Here is a 26,049-nt window from a genome sequence, read left to right as displayed (position 1 = left end):
GGCCGGCGCATGCCGGTCCAGGGCTGCACCGCGTCGCCGTGGCGCAGCTGCGGCAGCACGGCCTGCGTGGACTGCTGCAGGCTGCGGATGCGGGCCGGGTGCACGGCGGTGTCGGCCCCCACGATCTCCACCATGCCGGCCACGCGCAGGCGATCACCCAGGCGTGCAAACACCACCTTGCGGCACGTGTCGGTCACGCTGACGCGGGGCGCGGCCTCGGGTTGGGCCGAGGCATCCAGCGTGATGCTGTAGCCTTTGAGCGGATAGACCGGGATACGAACGCCCACGCGGCGCGCCTGCTCGGCGCTTTCCCAGCCGCTGGCCAGCACCACGTGGTCGGCCTGCAGCGGCCCCTGCGCGGTGTGCACGGCGGTGATGCGGTCGTGCGTACGCGCCAGTGACAGCACCTCGGTGTTCCAGCGCAGCTGCGCGCCGCGCGCCTGCAGCACGCGGGCCAGCTGCTCGCACAGCGCGCGCGCATCGACCACGCTCTCGCTGGGCGTGTGCACCGCCCCGGCGATGTGCGCGGCGTAGTGGTGCAGGGCGGGCTCGATGCGCGCGGCCTCGGCAGGCGCTGACCGAGGTGCGTGCGCGGCCCCGCCCAGGCGGGCCTGCAGCGCCACCTGGCGCGCCGCGGCATCCAGGCTGGCCTGGGTCGGGTAGAGCACCAGCTTGCCTGGCGTGGCGTGGTCGCAGTCCAGCTGTTCGCGCGCCTGCAGCGCCTCGAAGGCGAGGCGGCTTTCAGTGGCCAGCTGCAGCAAGGCCTGGGTGCTGGCGGCCGAGGTGTGGCGGTTGCAGGCGCCCAGGAACTGCAGGCCCCAGGCCCACTGCCGCGGGTCGGCCTGCAGGCGAAAGCGCAGCGGTGAATCCGGGTCCAGCAGCAGCTTGGGCAGGCTAGCCCAGATGCCCGGGTCGGCCAGGGGCTGCACGTACGAATAGCTCAACTGCGCGCCATTGCCGCCGCTGGCGCCCATGGCCGGCTGCGCCGCACGCTCCAGCACCGTGACCTGGTAGCCCGCCTGCTGCAGGGCGTACGCCGTCGTCAAACCCACAATGCCCGCACCCACGATACACACATGCATGTCTTGTTCTCCCTGTGGTCCCGACTGTAGGGGCGGGGGCGGGAGTGCGGCCATGGCGTTTTGTTTCTGGGGTATGCGCCCAGGTTATGGGTGTGCGGCGTGCCTGCAGTGACCGGATGCCCGCAAACGGGCGGTCTGCACCGCCGCGACACACAGTTCGCCCTGTCTTGGGGAAACCCTGAGGAAAGCATAAATATCCGGCATGGGTGCACCGTCGATTGGCATCGCACAAGGCGGCAGTGCGTTCCTACACTGGCCCTGCACATTCGCAGCCACTTCCGCCACTTGAGAGGAACAGCATGAAACTTCGCTCCACATTGCTCTGCGCCAGCCTGGGTCTGGCCGCTGTTGCCGGCGCACACGCCGACACCCTGGCCAAGGTGGCACAAAGCGGCCAGATCACCATGGCCTACCGGGAATCCTCCGTGCCGTTCAGCTACCTGGACAAGGGCAAACCGGTGGGCATGGCGGTGGACATCAGCAACGCCGTGGTCGAGGCCGTCAAGAAAGCCACGGGCAAGAGCGACCTGAAGGTGAACTGGCAGGCGGTGACCTCGCAGAACCGCATTCCCCTGCTGATGAACGGCACGGTCGACCTGGAGTGTGGCTCCACCACCAACAACACCACGCGCGCCAAGGACGTGGATTTCGCGATCAACCATTTCTACACCGGCACCCGCCTGCTGGTGAAGAAGAGCGCTGGCATCAAGGACTATGCCGACCTCAAGGGCAAGACCGTGGCCGTCACCGCCGGCACCACCAACCTGCAGGTGCTGCGCAAGGCGAATGCCGAGCACAAGTGGGAGCTGGAGATGGTCACGCCCAAGGACCACGCCGACGCTTTCCTGCTGGTGCAGAACGACCGCGCTGCGGCCTTCGGCATGGATGACATCCTGCTGTTCGGCCTGATCTCCAACTCGCGCAGCCCCGCCGACTACGAGGTGGTGGGCCAGGCCCTGCAGGTGGAGCCCTATGCCTGCATGGTGCGCAAGGACGACCCCAAGTTCAAGGCGCTGGTGGATGGTGTGATCAGCAATCTGATGAAGTCCGGCCAGTTCACGCAGCTGTACGACAAGTGGTTCATGCAGCCCATCCCGCCGGTGAATGCCGCGCTGGGCCTGCCGATGTCGACGCAGCTCAAGCAGAACCTGAGCGACTTGAGCGACAAGGCTGCGTTCTGACCATGGCCGCCGGGGGATGGAGCCCACCGCGCGCGGTGGGGATTCTGGGGGGCATGGGGCCGGCGGCAGGCGCCGACTTCGTGCGCCTCTTCGTGCAGGCCTGCAGCAGCCATCTGCGGGCGCAGGGCCAGGAGGTCCGCGACCAGGCCTTTCCGGAGCACTGGCTGGTGCAGATGCCGATCCCGGACCGCTCGCAGGCGCTGCTGGGCGATCCGCAGGCGCCGACGGGGCCGGCCCTGCACATGCAGCAGGGGGTGGGGCGGCTGGCGGCCCTGGGCGTGTCCAGCATCGCCATGGCCTGCAATACGGCCCATGTCTGGCATGCCCAGCTGCAGGCGCTGTTTCCGCAGCTGCACATCCTGCACATTGCGCAGGAGACCGCGCGCCATGTGCAGGCCCTGGGGGCGCGCCAGGCCATCGTGCTGGCCACTGCGGGCACTTACCAGACGGGGCTGTACGACTTGGCCCTGCGTGCCTGTGGGGTTCAGCCCCTGGTACCCGATGCCCAGGGCGTGGCCCAGCTCATGGAGGGCATCTACCAGGGCGTGAAGAGCGGCCACATGGCCCTGGCCGAGCAGCGTTTGGGTGCGGTGCTGGGGCAGATGCTGCAGCGGCACGGGGACGTGCCGGTCATCATGGGCTGCACGGAAATTCCGCTGGCTTTGCCGCAGGCCCCGCAGGCGCAGGGGCGGGCGCTGGTCGATCCCGCCTGGGTGCTGGCCCAGGCCCTGGTGCAGCGCGCCTACGCCCCCGAGACGGCGGGCGTGCATTGAGCACGGAGCATCGCTGCGGGTGGGGCCTCGGTCCGCACGGGCGCAGGGGCCCGCAGGATCGGGTCCGGCCTTAGTCCTTGGGCGGCAGGATGGCCATGGTGATGCGCGAGACGCAGTTCATCTGGCCGCGCTCGTCCACCATGTCGATCTGCCAGACCTGGGTGGTCCTGCCGATGTGCACGGGCCGCGCCGTGCCGGTCACCCAGCCGCTGCGCACGGCGCGCAGGTGGTTGGCGTTGATGTCCAGGCCCACGGCCAGGTGGCCCTCGGGGCTGGCATGGAAGGCGGCGATGGAGCCCAGGGTTTCGGCCAGTACCACGCTGACGCCGCCGTGCAGCAGCCCGAACGGCTGCTTGGTGCGGTGGTCCACCGGCACGCGGCCGACCAGGTAGTCGTCGCCGACCTCGGTGATCTCGATGCCCAGGTGGGCCACGGCGGTGTCGGCACTGCGGGCGTTGATCTCTTCCGGAATCGCGGGTTTGAGCCAGAGGGCCATGTTCACATCCTTGCAAATAGACAACGCCGCATCATGCGGCGTTGCGAAAGGCGGCGCTGTTGGCTGGGTGACAGCGCGGCGCCGTGGGCCGGCCGCGCTCAGAACGCGTGGGCGTAGCGGAGCAGCAGGAAATTGACCCCCGGGTTGGGTTCCTTGGCGCCGGCGTTGGAGGCGTGCTGCAGGCGCAGCGAGAGTTCGTGCTCCTGGCGCGGGCCCCAGTTCATGCCCAGCCCGAGGTGGGAGGCAAAGTTCCAGCGCGTGGCCATGCGCTCATCGCTGGCGTAGAAGTGTTTGTGGGACACCATGAGGCCGGTGCCCACCTCAAGGAACCATGGCGACGCTCCTTGCTGCCCGCGCCAGCGCAGGCTCGGCCCGGCGCCGATGACGGCCGTGTGGAAACGGTCCTGGGCCAGATCCCGCCCGGACCAGGCGCCGGCATACAGGTCCCAGTGACCGCGGACCAGCCCCCCGCCAAGCGGCCAGGACCAGGATTTCCACGGCAGCGTGACGCCCAGCACCAGGGCCTGGCTGCTGTCCTCGCCAGCGCCTGCCTGCAGGTACATCGTGGGGGATGGGGGGCTGGGGGCAGTTTGTGCCAGCACGGGGAGGCCGCCCGCCAGGCATGCCAGGGCCAGCCAGTGTCGAATGTGTGTCATACAGACCTCCGCAAAGGGTGCAATCCCGATGCTCCATTGTTCGGAACAGTCCCATCACCAGGCTGTCAGTCAAGACCCCAAAGCGCACGGCGGGTGGATGAAGGTCAAAGCCAGGCGCGCCGCCGCCGGGGCGTCGTGCAGCGCACAATACGCGGTCGGCCCCTGCCTGGCCGCCGTTTTGTTTCACCGCCTGTTGGGGTTGTCTAGTGTCCGCCGTTCACACTGTCTTGCACGATATCTTTGGCTATGCCGCCTTTCGCGGGCCGCAGCAGGCCATCGTGGAACATGTGACGGATGGGGGCGATGCCCTGGTGCTGATGCCCACGGGCGGCGGCAAGAGCCTGTGCTACCAGATCCCGGCCATCGTGCGCCAGCAGCAGGGCCACGGTGTGGCCATCGTGGTCTCGCCGCTGATCGCGTTGATGCACGACCAGGTCGGTGCACTGCACGAAGCCGGGGTTGAGGCCGCCTACCTGAATTCCTCGCTGGACTACGCCCAGGCCCAGGAGGTCGAGTGGCAGCTGCAGTGCGGCAAGCTGAACCTGCTGTACGTGGCCCCCGAACGCCTGGTCACGCCGCGCTTTCTGGGCCTGCTGGACGACCTGTACGCCCAGGGCCAGCTGGGCCTGTTCGCCATCGACGAAGCGCATTGCGTGAGCCAGTGGGGCCACGATTTCCGGCCCGAATACCGCGCCCTGTCGGTGCTGCACGAACGCTATGCCGGCGTGCCGCGCATCGCGCTGACGGCCACGGCCGATGCGCTGACGCGGGCCGACATCGTCGAGCGCCTGCACCTGGAAGGCGCGCGCCAGTTCGTCAGCAGTTTCGACCGGCCCAACATCCGCTACACCATCGTCGAGAAGAAGGACGTCACGCACCAGCTGATGCGCTTCATCAAGCACGAGCACGAGGGCGAGGCCGGCGTCGTCTACTGCCAGTCGCGCCGCCGCGTGGAAGAGCTGGCGCAGACCCTGCAGGACAACGGCATCCAGTCGCTGCCTTACCACGCGGGCCTGCCGTCCGAGATGCGCCAGCTGCACCAGAACCGCTTCCTGCGCGAAGAGGGCATCGTCATGGTGGCGACCATCGCCTTCGGCATGGGCATCGACAAGCCCGATGTGCGCTTTGTGGCCCACGTCGACATGCCCAAGAACATCGAGGGCTACTACCAGGAAACCGGCCGCGCCGGGCGCGACGGGCTGCCGGCCCAGGCCTGGATGGCGTATGGCATCTCGGACGTGGTCAACCAGCGCCGCATGATCGACGAGGGCGGGGCCGAAGAGGCCTTCAAGGCCGTGCTGCGCGGCAAGCTCGATGCCCTGCTGACGCTGGCCGAGGCCACGGACTGCCGCCGCGTGCGCCTGCTGCAGTACTTTGGGGAAGCGTCCGAGCCCTGCGGCAACTGCGACAACTGCCTGCACCCGCCCGCCATCTGGGACGGCACGGACGCCGCGCGCAAGCTGCTGTCCACCATCTTCCGCGTGCACGAGATGAGCCAGCTGACCTTTGGCGCCGGCCACATCATGGACGTGCTGCGCGGCAAGGTGACGGACAAGGTCACGCAGTTCCTGCACGACAAGATTTCCACCTTCGGCATCGGCAAGGACTATTCCGAGCAGCAGCTGCGCGGCGTGATGCGCCAACTGCTGGCCACCGGCGCCCTGGGCCTGCACAAGGTGACCAGCGAGAACAGCGGCCATGTCTTCGACACGCTGACGCTGACGCCGCAGTCGCGCGCCGTGCTGCGCGGCGATGTGCAGGTGCTGCTGCGCGAATCCGTGGCCGCCACGCGCACGCGCAGCGGCAAGCGCGGGGCCACCACCAGCGCGGCGGCCATGCACCTGGGGCCTGATGCGCAGGCGCGCTTCATCAACCTCAAGGCCTGGCGCTCGGAAGTAGCCAAGTCCCACGACCTGCCGGCCTACGTCATCTTCAACGACGCCACGCTGGCCGGCATTGCCGAGCGCAACCCGCAGACGCTGGAAGCCCTGCAGGGCATCAGCGGCATCGGGGCGAAAAAGCTCGAAGCCTACGGCCAGGAAGTCCTTCGCGTGGTGGGCGCCAGCCGCTGAAGGGCGCCGCCGGCCCGGGGCTGGTGTTCACCCGGTGCTGCGCCGGCCTTGCAGCTTCTAGACTGGTCGCTCCACAGCGCGGGAGCGGCCATGCACCTTTGGGACACCCACGACATCCACAACCAGGTGGATGAATTGCGCGACTACCACCTGCTGCAGTCCGACCCGGCGCTGCAGGACGCCCTGCGCCGCGCCGGGGCGCAGGCCTGGTGGCCCCAGCTGGATGCCTATGCCCAGACCCTGGGCCAGCCGGCCACCTGGGCGCTGGCGGAGCAGGCCAATCGCCACGGCCCGCAGTTGCAGCGCTTCGATGCGCGCGGTCGGCTGGACGAGCGCGTGGACTTCCACCCGGCCTGGCATGGGCTGCTGGCGCTGTACCGGCAGCAGGGCCTGGTCGGCCTGCCGTTCGACACCGCGCAGCCCGGCCGCTTCAGTGCCTGGGCCGCGGGCTTTTACCTGCACGGCCAGGTGGAGCAGGGCACGCTGTGCCCGGCCACCATGACCACGGCCGCCATCCCGCTGCTGCGCCGGGAACCGGCGCTGTGGGCCCAGGTGCAGGCCGGGCTGTTCAGCCGCAGCCACGACCCGCGCGATGTGCCGCTGACCGAGAAGACGGCGCTGTGGGTGGGCATGGGCATGACGGAAAAGCAGGGCGGTTCGGACGTGCGCGCCAACACCACCACGGCCACGCCCCTGGGCACCGGCGGGCGTGGTGGGGCCTACCGGCTGCGCGGGCACAAGTGGTTCTTCTCGGCACCGACCAGCGATGCCCACCTGGTGGTGGCGCGCGTGGCGCCGGACGACGGCATCGGCTGCTTCTGGGTGCCGCGCTGGCGGCCCGACGGCACGCGCAACGCCATCCGCATCCTGCAGCTCAAGGACAAGCTGGGCAACCGCAGCAATGCCAGCAGCGAGGTGGAATTCCAGGATGCCTGGGGCCTGCTGATCGGCGAAGTCGGGCGCGGCATTCCCACCATCCTCGAGATGGCGTCCCAGACGCGGCTGAACTGTGTGCTGGGCAGTGCCGCCATGCTGCGCACGGCCACCGTGCAGGCCCTGGCCTATGCACGCCAGCGCCAGGCGTTTGGCCAGTCCCTGGCCACGCACGGGCTGATGCGCAGCGTGCTGGTCGATCTGGCGCTGGAGAGCGAGGCCGCGATGACGCTGGGCATGCGCCTGGCCCAGGCGTTTGAGCATGACGCCCAGCCGCTGGAGCGCGCGTGGAAGCGCATCCTGACGCCGGCGGCCAAGTTCTGGGTCTGCAAGCGGGCCATCCCCTGCGTGGCCGAGGCCATGGAGGTGCTGGGCGGCAACGGCTATGTGGAGACCAGCGTCATGCCGCGCCTGCTGCGCGAAGCGCCGGTGAATTCGATCTGGGAGGGCGCGGGCAACATCATGTGCCTGGACGTGCTGCGCGCCCTGGCGCGCGAGCCGGAGGCCGCCGCGCTGCTGCTGCACGACCTGCAGCAGCAGGCGGCCGGCGATGCCCCGCTGCACGCGGCCGTGCATGCGCTGGCGCAGGGGCTGCAGCGGGCCTGCGCCAGGCGCCCGACGCGATGGAGGCCCAGGCGCGCCACTGGGTGCAGCAACTGGTGCTGGTGGCACAGGCCTGCCTGCTGCGCCGCCATGCCCCGGCGGCGGTGGCCGATGCCTTCATCGCCACGCGCTGCGGTCCTTGCGCCAGCGGCGGGGTGCTGGGCGCCAGCCCGGTCCAGGGGCTGGACAGTGCCGCCATTCTGCAGCGCGCGCTGCCGTACTGAAAAGAATGCAGCAGCTGGCGCGCGTGCAGTCTGCCTTTCAAGCAGTTTCATGCCTGAAGTGCAGGCCATGCGCGCGCCAAATGCTCCTGAATCTGAAAAGTTTTTTGCCCACCCCGCGCCGCCATGCCGCCGGGGCTTGCGCCAGAATGTGCAGACCATGCTGACCTATTCCGATATCCAAGCCGCATCCACCCGCCTGCGCGACCACATCCTGCGCACGCCCTGCGTGGAGTCGCAAACGCTTTCGCACATCGTCGGTGCCCAGGTGTTCCTGAAGTTCGAGAACCTGCAGTTCACGGCCTCGTTCAAGGAGCGTGGCGCCTGCAACCGCCTGCAGCTGCTGACCGCCGAGGAAAAGGCGCGCGGCGTGATCGCCATGAGCGCGGGCAACCACGCCCAGGGCCTGGCCTACCACGCCCAGCGCATGGGGGTGCGGGCGGTGATCGTCATGCCGCGCTTCACGCCCGGCGTGAAGGTGGAGCGCACGCGCGGCTTTGGCGCCGAGGTGGTGCTGCACGGCGACACGCTGGAGGCCGCGCGCCAGCACGCCTATGCGCTGGCCGATGCGCAGAACCTGACCTTTGTGCACCCCTTCGACGACGAAGGCGTGGCCGCCGGCCAGGGTACGCTGGCGCTGGAGATGCTGGCCGAGCAGCCCGATCTGGACACCCTGGTGGTGTCCGTGGGCGGCGGCGGCCTGATCGCCGGGGTGGCCACGGCGGCCAAGGCGCTCAAGCCCGACATCCGCGTGGTCGGGGTGCAAACGCAGCGCTTCCCGTCCATGGTCAATGCCGTGCAAGGCCAGAACTTGCCCATTGGCAGTTCCACCATCGCCGAAGGCATTGCCGTGGCGACGGCCGGCGCCATCACGCGCGAGGTGGTGCGCGAGCTGGTCGACGAGTTGCTGTTGGTGGACGAGGGCGACATCGAGCAGGCCGTGCTGATGCTGCTGGAGATCGAGAAGACCCTGGTCGAAGGCGCGGGCGCCGCCGGCCTGGCGGCCCTGCTGCGCTATGGCGCGCAGTTCAAGGGCCGCAAGATCGGCCTGATCCTGTCGGGTGGCAACATCGACCCGCTGCTGCTGGCGGCCATCATCGAGCGGGGCATGGCCCGCTCGGGGCGGCTGGCGCGCATCCGCGTCAGCGCGCGCGATGTGCCCGGCGTGCTGGCGCAGATCACCGCCACCGTGGCCGAGGCCGGCGCCAACATCGAGGAGGTGCACCACCAGCGCGCCTTCACCCTGCTGGCGGCGCAGAACGTGGACATCGACCTGGTGCTGCAGACGCGCAACCAGGCGCATGTGGAGCAGGTGCTGCAGGCGCTGCGCGCGGCCGGCATGGAGGCTGTGCGGCTGTAAAGACTTTTTCAGCACGGCGCGGCCTCAGGGTTAGCCAGTGCGCGCGCGCTGTGCCGGCTGCCTAGAATGGACCGGTGCCGGTCGCCTGGATGGCACCGGCCCTTGTTCAACGCTTTGCAGTGAGGAGGTTGCGCCCATGCACGAGTCCCATGATCCCGCCACGCCCCAGCCGCCCGAAGATGCGGTCGAAGCGGTCGAAGCGGTGGTGCCCGTGATTCCCGTGGTCCTGCCCCTGGTGGGCGCGGCCATGATGTTCCTGCTGGCCTTCATTGCGGTCACCATGGCCTAGGCTGAAAAGCGCTTTTCAGCGGGGCACATCCCTAAAAAAAACCAGCTGCCGTGCAGCTGGTTTTTTGTGGGCGCGGCGTGGCTCAGACGCGCATGTCGCCGGTGTCCATGAAGCGCTGGTGCCAGCTCAGCGCCTCGGTCAGCAGGTGCGGCGTGTGCTGTGCCCCCTGGGCGCGGGCGCGGTCAAAGTAGTCGTTGAGCTGGTCGCGGTAATCCGGGTGCGCGCACTTGTCGATGATCACGCGCGCACGCTGCTTGGGCGACAGGCCGCGCAGGTCGGCCAGGCCTTGTTCGGTGACGATGATCTGCGTGTCGTGCTCGGTGTGGTCCACGTGCGAGCACATCGGCACGATGCAGCTGATCTTGCCGTCCTTGGCCACCGAGGGCGTGACGAAGAAGGACAGGTAGCCGTTGCGCGCGAAGTCGCCCGAGCCGCCGATGCCGTTCATCATGCCCGTGCCCATGACGTGGGTGGAGTTGATGTTGCCGTAGATGTCGGCCTCGATCATCGAGTTCATGGCGATGATGCCCAGGCGGCGCACCAGCTCGGGGTGGTTGGAGATTTCCTGCGGGCGCAGGATGATGCGCTCGCGGTAGAAGTCGATGTGGTCCTCGAAGTCCTTGTAGGCTGCCGCAGACAGCGAGATGGACGTGGCCGAGGCCTTGCTCATCTTGCCCGCGCGCAGCAGGTCCAGCATGCCGTCCTGCAGCACTTCGGTGAAGCCCAGCAGGTTCTCGAACGGGCCGGTCAGCAGGCCGGCCAGCACGGCATTGGCCACATTGCCCACGCCCGACTGGATGGGCAGCATCTCCTTGGGCAGGCGGCCCATCTGCATCTCGTGCGCGAGGAAGTCGATGATGGAGGCGGCAATCGTGTTGGAGTTGGCGTCGGGCGCGGCAAACACGTTGTCGCGGTCGCCCTTGTTGGTTTCCACCACGGCGATGACCTTGTTGGGGTCGACCTTGAGGTACTGGTCACCGATGCGCTGGTCGGCATGCGTCATGTTGATGGGCATGCGGCGCGGCGGGATGGCGGTGCCGTAGTAGATGTCGTGCATGCCTTCCATCTTGGCCGGTGGCTTGGTGTTGACCTCCAGGATCACCTGGTCGGCGATCTCCAGCCAGGTCTTGTTGTTGCCCACGGCGGTCGACGGGATCAGCAGGCCGTCGGCGGTCACGCCCAGCACTTCCACCACGGCCACGTGCATGTGGCCCAGGAAACCGAACCAGGCATGCTGCGCCACGTGGGACAGGTGCATGTCGATGAAGTCGATCTCGCCGCTGTTGATGGCCTTGCGCGCGGTCGGATCGGTGTTGAAGGGCAGGCGCTGGCCCAGGGCGTGGGCTTCGGCCATCACGCCGTCGCATTCGCTGGCGGTGGACGCACCGGTCCAGACGTTGATCTTGTAGGGCTTGCCGGCGGCATGCTCGGCCTTGGCGCGGGCCGCAATCGCCTGGGGCAGGGCCTTGGGGTAGCCCGCCCCGGTGAAGCCGCTCATGCCGACGTTCACGCCGTGCGGAATCAGGGCCGCGGCGCTCGGCCGTCATGATGCGGTTGTGGAATTGGGGGTAGCGCACGCGCTCTGCCAGGCTCATCGAGGTTTCTCCAACTTTGCAAAAACAAGCCGCCTGGGCAGGCGGCTTTTCGAGGGCGACAGAGGTGTGCAGGGGGCGCCGTGCGTCCGGGCCGGATCGCCTGCGGGGGTGTCCGGCTTCTTGGCCTGCGTACATCTCCGTGGGCCCGAATCTCCGGCGTCGATGGTATCAGTGTTAACCCTTGGTTGCAGCGTTGCCCGCTTTGCCGCAACTGTGATCAGAGCATTGTTTTCATTGAGTTTCCAGGAGAGTGTGCGCACGCACAATGAAGATTAGGGTAAACACCTATCGGTTGCTGCGGTGCAGCATCGGCATAAAAAAACCGGTCTGCCAGGGGCAGACCGGTGCAGGGGATGCAGGGCGGGCGGGCCGCCCCGGCCTCAGGACTTGCGGGCGCGGTCCAGCAGGGCGTACAGCAGGATGGCGCCGAAGGTGGCGGTCCCGATGCCGCCCAGTGCGAACTCGCCGAACTTCAGCGTGAATTCGCCCGTGCCCAGGATCAGGGTGATGGCGGCGACGATCAGGTTCTTGGTGTCGGAGAAGTCCACCTTGTTGTCGACCCAGATCTTGGCGCCGGCAATCGCGATCAGGCCGAACACCACGATGGACACACCGCCCATCACGGGCAGGGGGATGGCCTGGATCAGCGCGCCGAACTTGGGCGAGAAGCCCAGCAGCACGGCCAGCACGGCGGCCAGCAGGAACACGGCGGTGGAGTAGATGCGCGTAGCGGCCATCACGCCGATGTTCTCGGCATAGGTGGTCACGCCGGTGCCGCCGGCCGCGCCGGAGACCATGGTGGCGACGCCGTCACCGATGAAGGCCCGGCCCATGTACTGGTCCAGGTTCTTGCCGGTCATGGCGGTCACGGCCTTGATGTGGCCCAGGTTCTCGGCCACCAGGATGATCACCACGGGCACGATCAGCAGCATGGCGTTGGCACTGAACACCGGGGCATGGAAGGTGGGCAGGCCGAACCAGGCGGCGTTGGCCACACCGGCCAGGTCCACGGGCTTGCCCAGGCCCAGGCCGTTGGTCAGCACGGCGTAGACGATGCTGGCGATGATCAGGCCGATGAGGATCAGCAGGCGCTGCAGCATGCCCTTGGTGAACACGGCCACCAGGGCCACGGACACGAAGGTCACGGCCTGCATCCAGGCTTCGAAGTTGTTGGCCGCCATGTTCTTGACGGGGATGGCCGCCAGGTTCAGGCCGATCACGGCCACCACGGCGCCGGTCACCACCGGGGGCATGAAGCGCTCGATCCAGCCCGTGCCCACCAGGTGCACGATCACGCCCACCAGGGTGTAGACCAGGCCGCAGGCGATGATGCCGCCCAGGGCCAGGCCGATGTTGGCGTTGGCGCCTTGGCCCGCATAGGCCGTGGCGGCGATGACCACGCCGATGAAGGCGAAGGACGAGCCCAGGTAGCTGGGCACGCGGCCGCCGGTGATGAGGAAGAAGATCAGCGTGCCGATGCCGCTCATCAGCACCGCGACGTTGGGGTCAAAGCCCATCAGGATGGGGGCCAGCACCGTCGAGCCAAACATGGCGATCACGTGCTGGATGCCCATCAGACCGGTCTGCGCCCAGGGCAGACGCTCGTCGGGGCCGATCACGCCGCCGTTTTGCAGCACGGCGGGGGACTTTTCAGTCCAGGAAAACATTCCCATTTGTATTGCTCCGTAAAAATTGCTGGCGCGATGTTAGAGGCTTTCCTGCACGCACGACATGCCCGCGCCAGGCAGCCCTGCGCGCCTGTCTGCCGGTGTCAAGCAGACGGCGTGCCAGGGCGCTCGGCGCAAGGCATTTTTTTAGGAGCTGTTGGCGCTTGTTTTGGCTGGGTTTCAAGGTGTTTTTGGCACGAAACCCGCTCAGCATTAGCGCAAGCCACTCATGTTTTGAGTGGCAGTCGGTCAGCGGCTGTTGCGCGGAAAAAACGGTGGCCGCCGCAGCTGATCGGCCAGCAGGGTCCAGGGGCTGCGCCCGGTGAGCTGGGCCACGATGGCCGCCTTGATCGGCGGGATGCGACGCGAGGCCTGGATCACCGCCTGGCGCACCAGGCGCGGCATGGGGCGCGCATCGGTGAACAGCTTCACCACCGTGTTCGTGCCCTGGAAGATGGGCCAGGCATGGCGGTGGTGGCCCTGGGCATAGCTGGCCAGCACGCCGGCCTGGCCCCAGTCCTGGCCCGCGCCGCGTGCGGAGACGATGGCGGCCGTCAGGCGTTCCACGCCGGACAGGCCCAGGTTGAAGCCGTGCGCCGTCACCGGGTGCATGCCGACGGCGGCATCGCCCAGCAGGGCCCAGCGGTCGCCGCTGAAGCGGTGGGCATAGGTGGCCACCAGCGGGTAGATGTGGCGCTCGCCCACCAGCTGCATGTCGCCCAGGCGGCTTTGGAAGTGGTGCTGCACGTGGGCGGCGAACTCCTGGGGCGACAGCTGCATCAGCTGCTGCGCATCGGCGGAATCGGTGGTCACCACGGCCGAGCACAGCAGCTCGCCGGTGGCGGGATCGGGCTGCACGGGCAGGATGGCCAGGGTGCGGTCGTAGCCGAAGCACTCGTGCGCCTTGTCCTCGTGCGGCTGGGTGTGGCTCAGGCGGCAGACGATGACGCTGCGGCCGAAATCGGTCATTTGCGCGCCCACGCCCAGCATGCGGCGCACGGCCGAATAGCGGCTGTCCGCGGCCACGACCAGCGGGGCCTGCAGCGGCTCGGCGTCGACGCGCACGCCCTGGTCCTCGGTGGTGTAGTGCACCTCGGCGTGCGTGGGCGTGGTGCGCACCTGGGTCACGCGCGCGCCGGTGATGATGCGCACGCCTTCGGTGCTGCTGGCGACTTCCCAGGCGGTGCGGCGCAGCGCGTGGTTGGGCACGATGCGGCCCAGGTAGTCGGCGCCGCTGCCGGGGGCCACGATGTCCAGGGTGGAGCGCTGGCCCACCGGGCCGTCGTGCACGATGGCCTCGCGGATGCTGCCGATCTCGTGGTCGGCCAGCCGCGCCCAGGTGCCCAGGCGCTGCAGGGTCTGCACGCTGGGGTGGGTCAGGGCGATCTCGCGACCGTCGGGAGCGGGCTGGGCCAGCTGGGATTCGCCCTGCAGTTCCAGCACCGTGGCCTGCAAGCCTGCGTGGGCCAGGGAGATGGCGAGCGACAGGCCGGCAGGGCCTGCGCCGACGATGAGGACATCGGTGTGCATGGACATGGGTGCTATCACGGTGAAAGTGGGCCAATTGTGACCCGGTCTGGGGCGTGCCCCGGCAAAGGGCAGCGTCCATTGTGCGTCGGTTTGGGGCGGCCCGGGCTTGTACTGCGTCAATAGCATGGGGTGGGTGCGGCTTCTGCGGCGGCCTGACCAACGGTCGTCGCTGGCCGTTTGTCAATCCGGGCTGCTGGCATGGCGGGACCGGGGGGCGCTCGCTACGCTGACCGCATGCTTACATCGACGCCCTCCGCCGCCGTGCCGCGCACGCCCCAGATCCGCCGCTACCAGCACTGGCTGGCCCAGCACCGCGGCCTGCACTTCGACAGCTATGACGCGCTGTGGCGCTGGTCGGTCACGGACCTGGACGCCTTCTGGCAGAGCGTGTGGGACTACTTCGCGGTGCAGTCGCCCACGCCGCACAGCGCGGCCCTGGGGCGCAACGTGATGCCCGGGGCGCAATGGTTTCCCGGCGCGCAGGTGAACTATGCCCAGCAGGTGCTGCGCCATGTGGAGGCCGCGCACGCGGCCGGCATGCCGGCCGTGGTGGCCGACAACGAACAGGGCCAGGTGACCGAGCTGTCCTGGCCCGAGCTGCGCCGCCAGGTGGCCGCGCTGGCGCTGCACCTGCAGGCCCAGGGCGTGCAGCCCGGCGACCGCGTGGCCGCCTACCTGCCGAACATCCCGCAGGCCATCGTGGCCTTCCTGGCCGTGGCCAGCGTGGGTGGCGTGTGGAGCGTGTGCGCCCCCGACATGGGCACGGCGGCCGTGCTGGACCGCTTCAAGCAGATCGCCCCCAAGGTGCTGATCGCCGTGGACGGCGTGCACTACGCCGGCAAGTCCCTGGACCGGGGCCAGATCGCCAGCGAGCTGCGCGCCCAGCTGCCCAGCGTGCAGCACCTGCTGGTGCTGCGCACGCCGCACGCCGCCCAGCCGGTGGCCGACAGCAGCAGCTGGGACGCGGTGCTGGCGCGCGACGATGCCGCGGTGCAGGCGTTTGCTCCGCGGTGGCTGCCGTTCGACCACCCGCTGTGGATCGTCTACTCCAGCGGCACCACCGGCCTGCCCAAGCCCATCGTCCACGGGCACGGCGGCATCATGCTGGTGGCCCTGGCCATGAAGGCCCTGCACAACGATGTGGGCTGCAGCTACGACCCCGAGAGCTGGGGCGAGCGCTTCCACTGGTACAGCTCCACCGGCTGGGTGATGTGGAACTCCCAGGTCGCCGGCCTGCTGGGCGGCACCACCTGCGTGATCTTCGACGGCAGCCCCGGCGGTAGCAAGGACCAGCCGGACTGGGGCGTGCTGTGGCGCTTTGCGGCGCGCCACCGCGTCACCAGCTTTGGTGCGGGTGCGGCCTTCTATGCCAACTGCATGAAGTCTGGCCTGGACCTGGCACAGTGCGGAGACCTGTCGCGCATCACCGGCCTGGGCAGCACCGGCTCGCCCCTGGCGCCCGATGTGCAGGCCTGGGGCACGCAGCAGTTCGCGCGCCTGGGCACACCGGACATCTGGTGGAACAACCTGTCCGGCGGCACCGACTTTTGCGGCGCCTTCATCGGCGGCAACCGCGAGCTGCCGCAGTACACGGGCGAGATGCAGTGCCGCATGCTGGGCGCGGCGGTGGAGGCCTGGAACGAGGCCGGTGAGCCCGTGACCGACGCCGTGGGCGAGCTGGTCTGTACCCAGCCGATTCCGTCCATGCCGCTGTACTTCTGGGGGGACAGCGGCAACCAGCGCTACCTGGGCAGCTACTTCGACATGTACCCCGCCGGCCACGGCCGCCAGCCCGGCGGCGGCGATGGCCCGGCCACGATGGGCGGCGTCTGGCGGCACGGCGACTGGCTCAAGGTCTCGCCACACGGCGGCTGCACCATCTATGGCCGCAGCGATGCCACCATCAACCGCCACGGCCTGCGCATGGGCACCAGCGAGATCTACAGCGCCGTCGAGGCCCTCCCCGAGGTGCTGGACAGCCTGGTGGTGGACCTGGAGTACCTGGGGCGCGAGAGCTTCATGCCCATGTTCGTGGTGCTGCGCGCTGGCCTGGTGCTGGACGACGCCCTGCAGGCCCGGATCGCCGCGGCCATCCGCCAGGCGCTGTCGCCGCGCTTCGTGCCCGACGAGATCCTGCAGGTGGCCGAGATCCCGCGCACCCTGACCGGCAAGAAGCAGGAGTTGCCGATCAAGAAGCTGCTGCTGGGCCAGCCCCTGGCCAAGGTGGTGAACCCCGACACCATGGCCAATCCGGGCAGCCTGGACTGGTTTGTGCGCTACGCGCAGCGCAAGCAAGCGCCCGCCAGCGCCGCCGTCTGAGACGCCGGCCGCCCCACTGCGGCCTGGCCGTGCCCCCGGGGCCACGGTCTGGGCACAGGCTGGCGGGGTACACTTGGCGCGTTTTGAGTTCGCGCCCCTTCCCCTAACCGCACTCCCCATCATGGCCGTTGACTCGCAGGGCACCGCCCGTTCCAGCTTTGACCTCAAAAGTGCCCAGTTGCCCGTGATGGCCGTGGCGCTGCGGGACACCGAAGTGGCCGTCCTGACCCGGGACCTGGCGCAGCGCCTGGCGGACGACCCCGATTTCTTTGACAACGACCCGGTGCTGATCGATCTGCAGCATGTGCGCGACAGCACCGAGGACATCGACTTTCCCAAGCTGATCAAGGCGCTCAAGCGCCACCGCACCCTGCCGGTGGCGGTCTGTGGCGGCTCGCCCGCGCAGATGGCGGCGGCCCATGCGGCAGGCCTGATGCCGGCCCCGGATGCCCAGCCGGCGCGTGCCAAGCCCACGGCGGTGGAGGTGCGCGAGGTGGAAGTCATCCGCGAGGTGCCGGTGGAGGTCGAGGTGGTGCGCGAAGTGCCGGCGCCCGCGCCGAACGCGCTGATCGTGGACAAGCCGCTGCGCTCGGGCCAGCAGGTCTATGCGCGCGGCACCGACCTGGTGGTCATGGCCGTGGTCAGCTACGGCGCGGAAGTCATCGCCGACGGCAACGTCCACGTCTATGCGCCCTTGCGGGGGCGGGCCGTGGCGGGCGCGCGCGGCAACACCGAGGCCCGCATCTTCAGCACCTGCATGGAGCCTCAGCTGCTGTCGATCGCCGGCAACTACCGGGCGCTGGAGACCGACCTGCCCCAGGACATCGCCGGCAAGCCGGCCCAAGCCCGATTAGAGGGTGAAAAGCTGGTGATTGAGCCAATGCGTTTAGCATGAGCACCATCCCAGGACGCCCGTTGAACGTCTATCCGAACAAGATTCTTCGCGAAGGAACCCTTTGAACATGGCCAAAATCGTCGTAGTGACCTCTGGTAAAGGTGGCGTAGGCAAGACCACCACGAGTGCAAGCTTTGCGTCCGGCTTGGCCCTGTCCGGGCACAAGACGGCGGTGATCGACTTTGACGTCGGCCTGCGCAACCTCGACCTGATCATGGGCTGCGAGCGCCGCGTGGTCTATGACCTGATCAACGTGATCCATGGCGAGGCCAACCTGAACCAGGCCCTGATCAAGGACAAGCAGTGCGACAACCTGTTCGTGCTGGCCGCGTCGCAGACCCGCGACAAGGAAGCGCTGACGCAGGACGGCGTGAAGAAGGTGCTGGACGATCTGGCGGGCATGGGCTTCGAGTTCATCATCTGCGACTCGCCCGCCGGCATCGAAAGCGGCGCGCTGATGGCCATGCACTACGCCGACGAGGCGCTGGTGGTGACCAACCCCGAGGTCTCCTCGGTGCGCGACTCGGACCGCATCCTGGGCATGCTCAGCTCCAAGACCGAAAAGGCGGTCAGCGGCGAGGGCGTGAAGGAGCACCTGCTGATCACGCGCTACAACCCCAACCGTGTCGAAGATGGGCAGATGCTGTCCATCCAGGACATTGAAGACATCTTGCGCATCCCGCTGATCGGCGTGATTCCGGAATCGGAGACCGTGCTGCAGGCTTCCAACCAGGGCGTACCCGCCGTGCACATGGACGGCTCGGACGTGTCGGAAGCCTACAAGGACGTGGTGGCGCGTTTTCTGGGCGAGGAGCGTCCCATGCGCTTCACCGATGCGCAAAAGCCCGGATTTTTCAAGCGCATCTTTGGCGGGAGGTAAGCAGCCATGTCCATCATTTCTATGTTGCTGGGGGAGAAGAAAAAGTCTGCCTCCGTCGCCAAGGAACGCCTGCAGATCATCCTGGCCCGCGAACGCGTGGGCGGTGGCAGCGGGCAGCCCGACTACCTGCCCGCGCTGCAGCGCGAGCTGATGGCCGTGGTGTCCAAGTACGTCTCCATCAACCCCGAGGACATCAAGGTCCAGCTGGAGCGCCAGGACAACCTGGAAGTGCTGGAAGTGAAGATCGAGCTGCCCGAAGCCGTGCGCTGATCCGCCGCTTCCAGCCCAACAAAAAACCGCAGTACCCGGGACCGGGTCTGCGGTTTTTTGATGGAGATGGTGAAGGGCCGCTCAGTCCTGCATGCGGCCGCGGTGGTACAGCAGCGGCGTGGCGTGGGCCGCGTGGCGGCAGGCCAGCACCTCGCCGACCAGGATCAAGTGGTCGCCTTCGCGGTACTGGCTGCGCGCGCGGCATTCGAAGGTGGCCAGCGCCCCCTCCAGCACGGGCACGCCCTGGGCGTTGGGCTGCCAGGCGATGCCGGCAAAGCGGTCCACCCCGCGCTGCGCGAACTGCAGGGCCAGCGGCTTGTCGTGCGCGGCCAGCACGTGGATGGCGTAGTGCGAGCACTGCGCAAACACCGGGTAGCTGCCGGCGTGGCAGCCCAGGCTCCACAGCACCAGGGCGGGTTGCAACGACACCGAGTTGAAGGAACTCACCGTCATGCCCACGGGCCGGCCCTGGTCATCCGCCGTCGTCACCACCGTCACGCCCGTGGCGAACTGGCCCAGGGCGTTGCGGAAATCTCGTTCGGTGAAAGCGGCCGCGTCGGGCGGTGCCGCAAGAGAGGGGGTATTCACGACAGCGTTGATCTAAGTAGGTGGGAGATTATGCAAACTCTGATAGAGCGCTGTGTGGGTGGGGCTAATGTGCGTGCCGATGCTAGCCGGCCTGGCCGCCCGCAGCGCGGGCGGGCGTCGCCTGCGGCACAGGGGCTGTATTTTTTGATAGCTGCCTGCGGTTGATAAATAAGGTTTTCAGATATCCAAATGCCTGAAACGTTGATGGAGAAAGCGCCATCAGCTTCTGTAAATGCAGCAGCCAGGGGCTGGGTGACGCCCCGCGGTTTGATAGGGGTCAAAGGAGGCGCAGCAAACCGCCCCCGCGTTGTGGCACGTACGCCGAACAAGGCGGATTTTGTCCGGGATTGCTTTCAGAATGCCGACAGAAGCAGCGCCGCCGGCGTTGCGCCATCTTTCCTCCCCCTTGATGCAAAGGATGTTTGCGTGAAAAAAATCTGCACGACTGTTGCCCTGCTGGCCCTTGGAAGCCTTGCCACCCCGGTCCTGGCGGCCGACTGCTCCGTCACCATCGAAGGCAATGACCAGATGCAGTTCAACATCAAGAGCGTGGAAGTGCCCAAGTCCTGCACCAGCTTCACCATGACCTTGAAGCACACCGGCAAGATGTCCAAGTCCACCATGGGCCACAACATCGTGCTGGCCACCACGGCCGACACCAACGCCGCGGCCGCCGATGGCCTGAAGGCCGGTGCAGCCAACGAGTACGTCAAGCCCGGCGATGCGCGCGTGCTGGCGTTCACCAAGATGATTGGCGGCGGCGAGACCACCTCGGTGAACCTGGACGTCGCCAAGCTCAAGGCCGGCACCGAGTACACCTACTTCTGCTCCTTCCCGGGCCACTCCTTCATCATGCGCGGCGTGCTCAAGCTGGGCAGCTGAGCGGCGCTCCTCACAGAAGGTGGGCCTGCAGTCCGGCGCCCGGCTTTTTTCCGGCCCGGGCTTGGGCACAATCGCAGCAGCCACTTTGCAGAGACCGCCATGTTCCAGTACCACACGATTCCTGTCACCGCCTTCCAGCAAAACTGCTCCCTGGTCTGGTGCGACCAGACGCTGGAGGCGGCCGTGATCGACCCCGGCGGCGACATCGACATCATCGAGTGGGAGCTGGAGCGCCTGGGCCTGCAGCTCAAGGCCATCTGGCTGACGCACGCCCACATCGACCATGCCGGCGCCGTGGCCGAGTTGGCGCGCAAGCGCCAGCTGGACATCATCGGCCCGCACGAGGGCGACCGCTTCTGGATCGCCGGCCTGCCCCAGCAGGGCGCCATGTTCGGCTTCCCCCCGGCCGAACCGTTCGAGCCCACGCGCTGGCTGCACGACGGCGACACCGTGGCCATCGGCCAGGAGGTGCTGCAGGTGCGCCACTGCCCCGGCCACACGCCGGGCCACGTGGTCTTCCACGCCCCGCAGGCCAAGCGCTGCTTCGTCGGCGACGTGCTGTTTGCCGGCAGCATCGGCCGCACCGACTTTCCCCAGGGCAACCACCAGCAGCTGATCGACTCCATCGTCCAGCGCCTGTGGCCCATGGGCGACCAGACCGTGTTCATCCCCGGCCACGGCCCGGAAAGCAGCTTCGGGCGCGAACGCAAAACCAATCCCTACGTCGGCAACACCTGATGGCCGCCACGGCACGCCATTGCGTGTGGTTGCTGGCCCTGGCCGCGGTGCTTGGCCTGCTGGTCGTGCCCGCCCTGGCGGCCGGCTGGGCCGCGTGGCAGGGGCAGCCGTGGGCGATGGACTGGCCGCAGTCCCTGCGCCACGCGGCGGTGCTGGGCGCCGTGTTTTGCGGGTTGCGCCTGCTACTGGCGGGGGCTGGGTGGCTGTTGCGCGCCGTGCTGCGCAGCTACTAGAGTGTGCCGGAGTTGGCATGAAAATCAGCGCTGATGCTCATACTGCTTGCGTAGGCAGCTCACTTTTCTGATGTTCTCTCGCGCTCGCCAGCGCGGCTGCGCCCGTGCCGGTCGGCGGTGCCACGGGCGGCGGTGGCACGCGTGCCGTGTTCGTGTAACTCTTGACGCGGATCAAATCTCGCGCAGAACGCATACGGGTTAATACCTAAATCTCCCCGCAAGAACTAGCATGCTTGCATCACGTAACGTTGCATTGCTTGCGAGGAGTTCCTATGGCGTCTACGCCCGCACCCGAAACCGGTCCCATCACCTCCAGACCGGAACCCGATTCCAACAAAAAACTCGCCTTCCTGCTGCTGGCCCTGGTGCTGTACGGCATCGTGCTGGCCCTGCCGCAGCCGGCCGGCCTCAGCGCCTCGGGCCAGGCGGCCCTGGGTCTGCTGGTGCTGGTCGTGGTGCTGTGGATCAGCGAATGCGTCTCGCCCGCCAACAGCGCGGTGATCCTGACCGGCGCCGCCGTGCTGGGGCTGATGGGCACCTCGCTGACCGAAGGTGGCAAGGTGATGAATTCCTCGGCCGCGCTGACCACCATGCTCAGCGGCTTCTCGTCCACCGCCGTGCTGCTGGTGGCAGCCGCGCTGTTCCTGGCCGTGGCGCTCAAGCACACGGGCCTGGACAAGCGGATTGCGCTGATCGTCATGAGCAAGATCGGCGTCTCGCCAGCCCGCCTGGTGCTGGGCGCGATGATCGTTGGCTTTGTGCTGGCGCTGTTCATCCCCTCGGCCACGGCCCGCGTGGGCGCCGTGATTCCGATCATGATAGGCATCACCGCCGCCCTGGGTCTGGCCGTGAACAGCTCGCTGGGCGCCACGCTGATGATCGTCACCGCCAGTGCCTGCTCCATCTTCAACATGGCGATCAAGACCGGTGCGGCGCAGAACATCATCAGCCTGAACTTCATGCAGCAGGCCTTTGGCCACAACATCACCTGGGGCCAGTGGTTCATCACGGCCCTGCCGTTCACCATCGGCATGTGCGTGGTGCTGTTCTTTGCCGCCATGTGGATCCTGCGCCCCCAGGTGCCCGCTGGCGAGGACATGACCGCCAAGCTGCGTCAGCAACTGGCCGAGCTGGGTCCGGTCAGCGGTTCCGAAAAGCGCCTGATGGCCGTGGCGGCACTGCTGCTGGTGATGTGGTCCACCGAAGGCATGCTGCACCCGTTTGACACCACCACCACCACCCAGATCGGCATTGCCCTGCTGCTGATGCCCAAGATCGGGGTGATGCACTGGTCGCAGGCCGAAAAGCTGGTGCCCTGGGGCACGATCGTGCTGTTCGCCGCCTCCATCTCGCTGGGCAACCTGCTGTCCAAGACCGGCGCCGCCGGCTGGCTGGCGCAGCAGACGCTGGGCCAGATGGGCCTGTCGGCCCTGCCCGTGGTGGGCGTGATTGCCGCGCTGTCGGTGTTCAGCATCGTGCTGCACCTGGGCTTTGCCTCGGCCACCGGCCTGGCCAGCACGCTGATCCCCATCATGATCGCCTTCACGCAGACCCTGCCCGTGAGCCCCGAAACCGCCTTTGGCATCGTCATGATCCAGAGCTTCGTGGTCTCCTTCGGCTTCATCCTGCCCACCAACGCGCCGCAGAACATGCTGTGCTACGGCACCAATGCCTTCAACACCGCGCAGTTCGCCAAGGTCGGCATCGTGGTCACGCTGGCCGGCCTGGGCCTGATCCTGCTGCTGTCCGCCACCCTGTGGCCCGCCATGGGGGTGCTGTAAATGGGGGCACGCATTGGCATCATCGGCGCCGGCCAGGTCGGCGCGGCCGCCGGCTACCTGCTGTCGGCCACGCCGGGCATCAGCCAGATCGTGCTGGTCGACCAGAACGAGGCCCGCGCCGCCGGTGAGGCGGCCGACATCAGCCACGCTGCCGCCTTTGGCACGGCCGCCCGCGTCAGCGAAGGCGACTACGCCGACCTGGCCGGTGCCTCGGTGGTGGTCATCACCGCCGGCGCCAGCCTCAAGCCCGGCCAGACGCGGCTGGAGCTGCTGCAGCAGAACCTGAAGATGACGGACACCATCATCGACCAGGTGCTGAAGGTGGCGCCCGACGCCGTGCTGCTGTTCGCCACCAACCCGGTGGACGTGATGCCCGCCATCGCCGTGCACCGCTACGGCCTGCCGCCGGGCCGCGCGATTGGCACCGGCTGCTCACTGGACTCCATCCGCTTTCGCGACCGGCTGGCCGACTACCTGGGCGTGGCCTCGCAGTCCGTCCACGCCTATGTGCTGGGCGAGCACGGGGATTCGTCCGTGCTCCACTGGAGCCACGCCCAGGTGGCGGGCATGCCGGTGACGGAGTTTGCAGCCCAGCTGGGCCGGCCCATCGACGCCGCCATGCAGGCGCGGATGGCCGAGGACGTGCGCACCTCGGCCTACCGCATCAAGGCTGGCAAGGGCGTGTCCAACTTCGGCATCGGTGGCTGCATTGCGCGGCTGGTGAAGGCCATCGTCGCCGACGAGCAGTCGGTGTTCGCTGTGTCCACCTGTATGCCCGAGTTGCTGGGCGTGCGCGACACCTGCGTGTCCCTGCCCCACCTGATCGGCGCGCGCGGGGCCTCGACCCCGTTCCTGCCCGGTTTGAATGCGCAGGAGACCGAGGCCCTGCGCGCCAGCGCAGCGCTGCTGGCCGGCACGATTGCCGACGGGCTGCAGTCCCTGCAGCGCTGAGCGCCGCCCCTGCGGCCGCGCCCGCAGACATCCCCCACGAAAAGGCCCGCATCTGCGGGCCTTTTGTTCTGGATCTGGATGAAGGGGGCGTCGCATTCAGCGGCGGCGCGCGGCCTCGTACAGGCCGGTGACCCGCGGCACGTTGCGCTGCAGTTCGCGGATGCGCTCGGGCCCGCTGGGGTGGGTGGACAGGAAGGCCAGGCCATTGGCGTTGCTGCCCGTGGCATTGCCCATTTTTTCCCACAGGCTGACGGCAGCGTTCGGGTTGTAGCCCGCGCGCGCGGCGATCTCCAGGCCGACCAGGTCGGCATCGCTTTCATCGTTGCGGCTGAAGCGCAGGCTCAGCAGCTGGCCGCCCAGGCGGGCCGCGTAGTTGCCCACATCGCCCAGGCCCAGCAGCTGGGCCCCCAGCGAAATGCCCAGGCTGGTGGCGGTGTTCTTGGCCAGCTGTTCGCGCGAGTGCTCGCGCAGGGCGTGGGCCATCTCGTGGCCCATGACCATGGCGATCTCGTCGTCGCTCAGGCGCAGCTTGTCGATGATGCCGGTGAAGAAGGCGATCTTGCCGCCCGGCATGCAGAAGGCGTTGATGTCGTTGCTGCGGATCAGGGCCACCGACCATTGCCACTGCCGGGCGCGCTCGTTCCACGCGGCGGTGTGCGGGATCAGGGCCTGGGCAATGCGTTGCAGGCGCTGGGTCTGGGCATCGCCGGTGGGCACCAGCTTGCCCTGGCTGCGGGCCTCCTGCAGCAGCTTGGCGTATTCCTGCTCGGCCGCCTGCTCCAGCTCTTCGGCCGGCACCAGGTGGCGCAGGCGCGAGGATGCCCCCACATCCACCTGGGCCCAGGCTGGCAGTGCCGCACTGGCCGTGGCCGCGCCGCCCAGCAGCAGAAAGGCCCGGCGTGCCTGCCACAGGCTGCGCGGTGTGCCGGCCGGGGCGCAGGCGCCATCCTGGCCGCACCAGCAGCCGGTGGGGTGGTCATCAGAAGGGGTGTGGGGGGGCAGTGCAGGGTGCATAGGGGGTGTCCATCCTTAATCCGCCCCAAGTATAGAAGCGTCCGCGCCCTCAGTCGTGTCGTCTTGGCGCATTTCGCTGTGCACCACCAGCCACAGGCCGCACAGCACCAGGGCCAGGCCGGCCACGGCCAGCCAGGTGGGCGCCTCGCCCACGATCAGGATGGACAGCACGAAGGCGGTGATGGGCTCGAACTTGCTCAGCGCCACGCTGGTCGCAGCCGACACGGTGCGCAGGCCGCTGGAGAACAGCAGGTAGGCGACGCCGGTGGCCACCAGGCCCAGGTACAGCACCACGCCCAGCCCACGGGGGCTGAGCTGGGGCTCGCCGCCCAGCACCGCCGCCAGCGGCAGGGACAGCAGGGCGGCGCTGCCAAAGACCCAGGCATTGACGCGTGCCACGCCGGCCTGGCGCACCAGGGTCTGGCTCAGCACGGCGTAGGCACCATAGGTCAGGCCGGCCAGCAGGCACAGGCCGATGCCCAGCCAGGAGACCTGCCAGTCCCCGGGCTTGCCCAGCCCCATGACAAAGCCGCCGACCACGCCGATGGTCGTGCCCAGCCACCACAGGCCCACGGGCCAGCGCCGCAGCAGCACCGCCTGCAGCAGGCCGGCCCAGATCGGGCTGGAGCCCAGGGCCACGGCCGTGCCAAAACCCACGCCGGTGCGCTGCAGCCCGGCAAAGAACGTCAGGTTGTAGGTGGCCATGCACAGCGCGCAGACCAGCAGGCGCGGCAGGTCCAGCGGGCGGTGGGCCGGGTCGCTGCGCCCCACCAGCCCGCACAGGGCGACGAAGAAGGCGCCGGCCACCACCAGGCGCAGAGCGCCCACCCAGTAGGGGGAGAGATCGGTCGGGGCGAAGCTCTGGGCGGTGCCGGTGGTGCCCCAGAGCATGGCGGCACCCAGCACCAGCAGGATGCCGTGGGCGGAAGAATTCGAGGACTGCATGGGGGGCGATGCTGCCAGCGGCGGCGCCGGCAAATGTCGAGCAACGCGCATTCTGCGCGCGCCGGCTCAGCGTCGGCGCAGGGCGCGCGCGCCGG

At 68.2% G+C, this 26,049-nt stretch carries 22 protein-coding genes and 2 pseudogenes; 15 read left to right on the top strand and 9 right to left on the bottom strand.

Features of this window, described 5'->3' with window-relative positions; translation table 11 throughout:
* Window positions 1-1,082, bottom strand: a 1,082-nt coding sequence (locus tag SJH88_RS12440; RefSeq protein WP_274754670.1) for an FAD-dependent oxidoreductase, incomplete at its 3' end; no start/stop codon positions are given.
* A gap of 299 nt (window positions 1,083-1,381) precedes the next feature.
* On the opposite strand from SJH88_RS12440, the gene SJH88_RS12435 reads away from it, so the two are divergent.
* Together SJH88_RS12435 and SJH88_RS12430 are read left to right on the top strand one after the other, a co-directional pair.
* Entirely contained in the window at window positions 1,382-2,263 is an 882-nt protein-coding gene (locus tag SJH88_RS12435) for an amino acid ABC transporter substrate-binding protein (RefSeq protein WP_042412035.1), read from the top strand.
* Between the two features lie 2 nt (window positions 2,264-2,265).
* Window positions 2,266-3,036, top strand: coding sequence for an aspartate/glutamate racemase family protein (locus SJH88_RS12430; protein WP_274754669.1), 771 nt, complete (start codon window positions 2,266-2,268; stop codon window positions 3,034-3,036).
* 70 nt (window positions 3,037-3,106) lie between these two features.
* On the opposite strand, the gene SJH88_RS12425 is transcribed toward SJH88_RS12430, so the two are convergent.
* Entirely contained in the window at window positions 3,107-3,532 is a 426-nt protein-coding gene (locus tag SJH88_RS12425) for a hotdog fold thioesterase (RefSeq protein ID WP_274754668.1), read from the bottom strand.
* 98 nt (window positions 3,533-3,630) lie between these two features.
* Window positions 3,631-4,188 carry an acyloxyacyl hydrolase gene (locus SJH88_RS12420; RefSeq protein WP_274754667.1) on the bottom strand — a complete coding sequence of 186 codons (558 nt, stop codon included), beginning with the start codon at window positions 4,186-4,188 and terminating at the stop codon, window positions 3,631-3,633.
* A 206-nt stretch (window positions 4,189-4,394) separates the two neighbouring features.
* Here SJH88_RS12420 and recQ point away from each other — a divergent pair, with 206 nt between their 5' ends.
* The 4 genes and pseudogenes from recQ to SJH88_RS12400 all read left to right on the top strand — a co-directional run bounded on the left by recQ (window position 4,395) and on the right by SJH88_RS12400 (window position 9,666).
* Window positions 4,395-6,260, top strand: a complete 1,866-nt coding sequence (gene recQ / locus SJH88_RS12415) for a DNA helicase RecQ (protein WP_274754666.1) — start codon at window positions 4,395-4,397, stop codon at window positions 6,258-6,260.
* Between the two features lie 90 nt (window positions 6,261-6,350).
* A pseudogene (locus SJH88_RS12410) lies at window positions 6,351-8,020 on the top strand (acyl-CoA dehydrogenase family protein).
* 157 nt (window positions 8,021-8,177) lie between these two features.
* The gene (locus SJH88_RS12405) at window positions 8,178-9,377 is read left to right on the top strand and encodes a threonine ammonia-lyase (RefSeq protein ID WP_274754665.1); all 1,200 of its coding nucleotides are present in this window, start codon (window positions 8,178-8,180) and stop codon (window positions 9,375-9,377) included.
* A 136-nt stretch (window positions 9,378-9,513) separates the two neighbouring features.
* Complete coding sequence (locus SJH88_RS12400; RefSeq protein ID WP_274754664.1) at window positions 9,514-9,666, top strand: hypothetical protein; 153 nt, start codon at window positions 9,514-9,516, stop codon at window positions 9,664-9,666.
* Window positions 9,667-9,748: 82 nt separating this feature from the next.
* On the opposite strand, the pseudogene SJH88_RS12395 reads toward SJH88_RS12400, so the two are convergent.
* The 3 genes and pseudogenes from SJH88_RS12395 to ubiM all read right to left on the bottom strand — a co-directional run bounded on the left by SJH88_RS12395 (window position 9,749) and on the right by ubiM (window position 14,464).
* Window positions 9,749-11,261 (bottom strand): annotated as a pseudogene (locus SJH88_RS12395) (acetyl-CoA hydrolase/transferase family protein).
* Window positions 11,262-11,641: 380 nt separating this feature from the next.
* Window positions 11,642-12,934 (bottom strand): solute carrier family 23 protein, encoded by a 1,293-nt coding sequence (locus tag SJH88_RS12390; protein ID WP_042412024.1) that lies wholly within the window; start codon window positions 12,932-12,934, stop codon window positions 11,642-11,644.
* A gap of 243 nt (window positions 12,935-13,177) precedes the next feature.
* The gene (gene ubiM / locus SJH88_RS12385) at window positions 13,178-14,464 is read right to left on the bottom strand and encodes a 5-demethoxyubiquinol-8 5-hydroxylase UbiM (protein ID WP_274754663.1); all 1,287 of its coding nucleotides are present in this window, start codon (window positions 14,462-14,464) and stop codon (window positions 13,178-13,180) included.
* Between the two features lie 228 nt (window positions 14,465-14,692).
* Here ubiM and SJH88_RS12380 point away from each other — a divergent pair, with 228 nt between their 5' ends.
* The 4 genes from SJH88_RS12380 to minE all read left to right on the top strand — a co-directional run bounded on the left by SJH88_RS12380 (window position 14,693) and on the right by minE (window position 18,822).
* Window positions 14,693-16,777, top strand: a complete 2,085-nt coding sequence (locus tag SJH88_RS12380; protein ID WP_274754662.1) for an acetoacetate--CoA ligase — start codon at window positions 14,693-14,695, stop codon at window positions 16,775-16,777.
* Window positions 16,778-16,898: 121 nt separating this feature from the next.
* The gene (minC, locus tag SJH88_RS12375) at window positions 16,899-17,672 is read left to right on the top strand and encodes a septum site-determining protein MinC (RefSeq protein ID WP_154164131.1); all 774 of its coding nucleotides are present in this window, start codon (window positions 16,899-16,901) and stop codon (window positions 17,670-17,672) included.
* Window positions 17,673-17,739: 67 nt separating this feature from the next.
* Window positions 17,740-18,552, top strand: a complete 813-nt coding sequence (gene minD, locus SJH88_RS12370; protein WP_154164154.1) for a septum site-determining protein MinD — start codon at window positions 17,740-17,742, stop codon at window positions 18,550-18,552.
* 6 nt (window positions 18,553-18,558) lie between these two features.
* Window positions 18,559-18,822 (top strand): cell division topological specificity factor MinE, encoded by a 264-nt coding sequence (minE, locus tag SJH88_RS12365; RefSeq protein ID WP_042412016.1) that lies wholly within the window; start codon window positions 18,559-18,561, stop codon window positions 18,820-18,822.
* 81 nt (window positions 18,823-18,903) lie between these two features.
* Here minE and SJH88_RS12360 read toward each other — a convergent pair whose 3' ends face one another.
* Entirely contained in the window at window positions 18,904-19,410 is a 507-nt protein-coding gene (locus SJH88_RS12360; RefSeq protein WP_274754661.1) for a flavin reductase family protein, read from the bottom strand.
* Between the two features lie 426 nt (window positions 19,411-19,836).
* On the opposite strand from SJH88_RS12360, the gene azu reads away from it, so the two are divergent.
* From azu to SJH88_RS12335, 5 genes are all read left to right on the top strand, one after another.
* Window positions 19,837-20,292 carry an azurin gene (azu, locus tag SJH88_RS12355; RefSeq protein ID WP_234687340.1) on the top strand — a complete coding sequence of 152 codons (456 nt, stop codon included), beginning with the start codon at window positions 19,837-19,839 and terminating at the stop codon, window positions 20,290-20,292.
* A 99-nt stretch (window positions 20,293-20,391) separates the two neighbouring features.
* Window positions 20,392-21,030, top strand: coding sequence for an MBL fold metallo-hydrolase (locus tag SJH88_RS12350; RefSeq protein ID WP_274754660.1), 639 nt, complete (start codon window positions 20,392-20,394; stop codon window positions 21,028-21,030).
* Window positions 21,030-21,263, top strand: a complete 234-nt coding sequence (locus tag SJH88_RS12345; protein WP_274754659.1) for a hypothetical protein — start codon at window positions 21,030-21,032, stop codon at window positions 21,261-21,263. The genes SJH88_RS12350 and SJH88_RS12345 overlap by 1 nt, the downstream gene beginning before the upstream one ends.
* Window positions 21,264-21,535: 272 nt before the next feature.
* The gene (locus SJH88_RS12340) at window positions 21,536-23,044 is read left to right on the top strand and encodes an SLC13 family permease (protein ID WP_274754658.1); all 1,509 of its coding nucleotides are present in this window, start codon (window positions 21,536-21,538) and stop codon (window positions 23,042-23,044) included.
* Window positions 23,045-23,995 (top strand): lactate/malate family dehydrogenase, encoded by a 951-nt coding sequence (locus SJH88_RS12335; RefSeq protein WP_274754657.1) that lies wholly within the window; start codon window positions 23,045-23,047, stop codon window positions 23,993-23,995.
* 96 nt (window positions 23,996-24,091) lie between these two features.
* Here SJH88_RS12335 and SJH88_RS12330 read toward each other — a convergent pair whose 3' ends face one another.
* Both SJH88_RS12330 and SJH88_RS12325 read right to left on the bottom strand, forming a co-directional pair.
* Window positions 24,092-25,009, bottom strand: coding sequence for a M48 family metallopeptidase (locus SJH88_RS12330; protein WP_274754656.1), 918 nt, complete (start codon window positions 25,007-25,009; stop codon window positions 24,092-24,094).
* Between the two features lie 15 nt (window positions 25,010-25,024).
* Complete coding sequence (locus SJH88_RS12325) at window positions 25,025-25,954, bottom strand: DMT family transporter (RefSeq protein WP_274754655.1); 930 nt, start codon at window positions 25,952-25,954, stop codon at window positions 25,025-25,027.
* Window positions 25,955-26,049 lie beyond the last annotated feature (95 nt).

It is taken from the genome of Comamonas sp. GCA5, assembly GCF_036541385.1.
Lineage (GTDB): Bacteria > Pseudomonadota > Gammaproteobacteria > Burkholderiales > Burkholderiaceae_C > Comamonas > Comamonas aquatica.
The sequence above is the reverse complement of the archived record's forward strand: the minus strand, read 5'-3'. Positions and strand labels throughout refer to the sequence as shown.

Coding starts and splice junctions, on each gene's coding strand:
- SJH88_RS12435 (WP_042412035.1), top strand. CDS start 1,382: ATGAAACTTCGCTCCACATTGCTCTGCGCCAGCCTGGGTCTGGCCGCT.
- SJH88_RS12430 (WP_274754669.1), top strand. CDS start 2,266: ATGGCCGCCGGGGGATGGAGCCCACCGCGCGCGGTGGGGATTCTGGGG.
- SJH88_RS12425 (WP_274754668.1), bottom strand. CDS start 3,532: ATGGCCCTCTGGCTCAAACCCGCGATTCCGGAAGAGATCAACGCCCGC.
- SJH88_RS12420 (WP_274754667.1), bottom strand. CDS start 4,188: ATGACACACATTCGACACTGGCTGGCCCTGGCATGCCTGGCGGGCGGC.
- SJH88_RS12405 (WP_274754665.1), top strand. CDS start 8,178: ATGCTGACCTATTCCGATATCCAAGCCGCATCCACCCGCCTGCGCGAC.
- SJH88_RS12400 (WP_274754664.1), top strand. CDS start 9,514: ATGCACGAGTCCCATGATCCCGCCACGCCCCAGCCGCCCGAAGATGCG.
- SJH88_RS12390 (WP_042412024.1), bottom strand. CDS start 12,934: ATGGGAATGTTTTCCTGGACTGAAAAGTCCCCCGCCGTGCTGCAAAAC.
- ubiM (WP_274754663.1), bottom strand. CDS start 14,464: ATGTCCATGCACACCGATGTCCTCATCGTCGGCGCAGGCCCTGCCGGC.
- SJH88_RS12380 (WP_274754662.1), top strand. CDS start 14,693: ATGCTTACATCGACGCCCTCCGCCGCCGTGCCGCGCACGCCCCAGATC.
- minC (WP_154164131.1), top strand. CDS start 16,899: ATGGCCGTTGACTCGCAGGGCACCGCCCGTTCCAGCTTTGACCTCAAA.
- minD (WP_154164154.1), top strand. CDS start 17,740: ATGGCCAAAATCGTCGTAGTGACCTCTGGTAAAGGTGGCGTAGGCAAG.
- minE (WP_042412016.1), top strand. CDS start 18,559: ATGTCCATCATTTCTATGTTGCTGGGGGAGAAGAAAAAGTCTGCCTCC.
- SJH88_RS12350 (WP_274754660.1), top strand. CDS start 20,392: ATGTTCCAGTACCACACGATTCCTGTCACCGCCTTCCAGCAAAACTGC.
- SJH88_RS12345 (WP_274754659.1), top strand. CDS start 21,030: ATGGCCGCCACGGCACGCCATTGCGTGTGGTTGCTGGCCCTGGCCGCG.
- SJH88_RS12340 (WP_274754658.1), top strand. CDS start 21,536: ATGGCGTCTACGCCCGCACCCGAAACCGGTCCCATCACCTCCAGACCG.
- SJH88_RS12335 (WP_274754657.1), top strand. CDS start 23,045: ATGGGGGCACGCATTGGCATCATCGGCGCCGGCCAGGTCGGCGCGGCC.
- SJH88_RS12330 (WP_274754656.1), bottom strand. CDS start 25,009: ATGCACCCTGCACTGCCCCCCCACACCCCTTCTGATGACCACCCCACC.
- SJH88_RS12325 (WP_274754655.1), bottom strand. CDS start 25,954: ATGCAGTCCTCGAATTCTTCCGCCCACGGCATCCTGCTGGTGCTGGGT.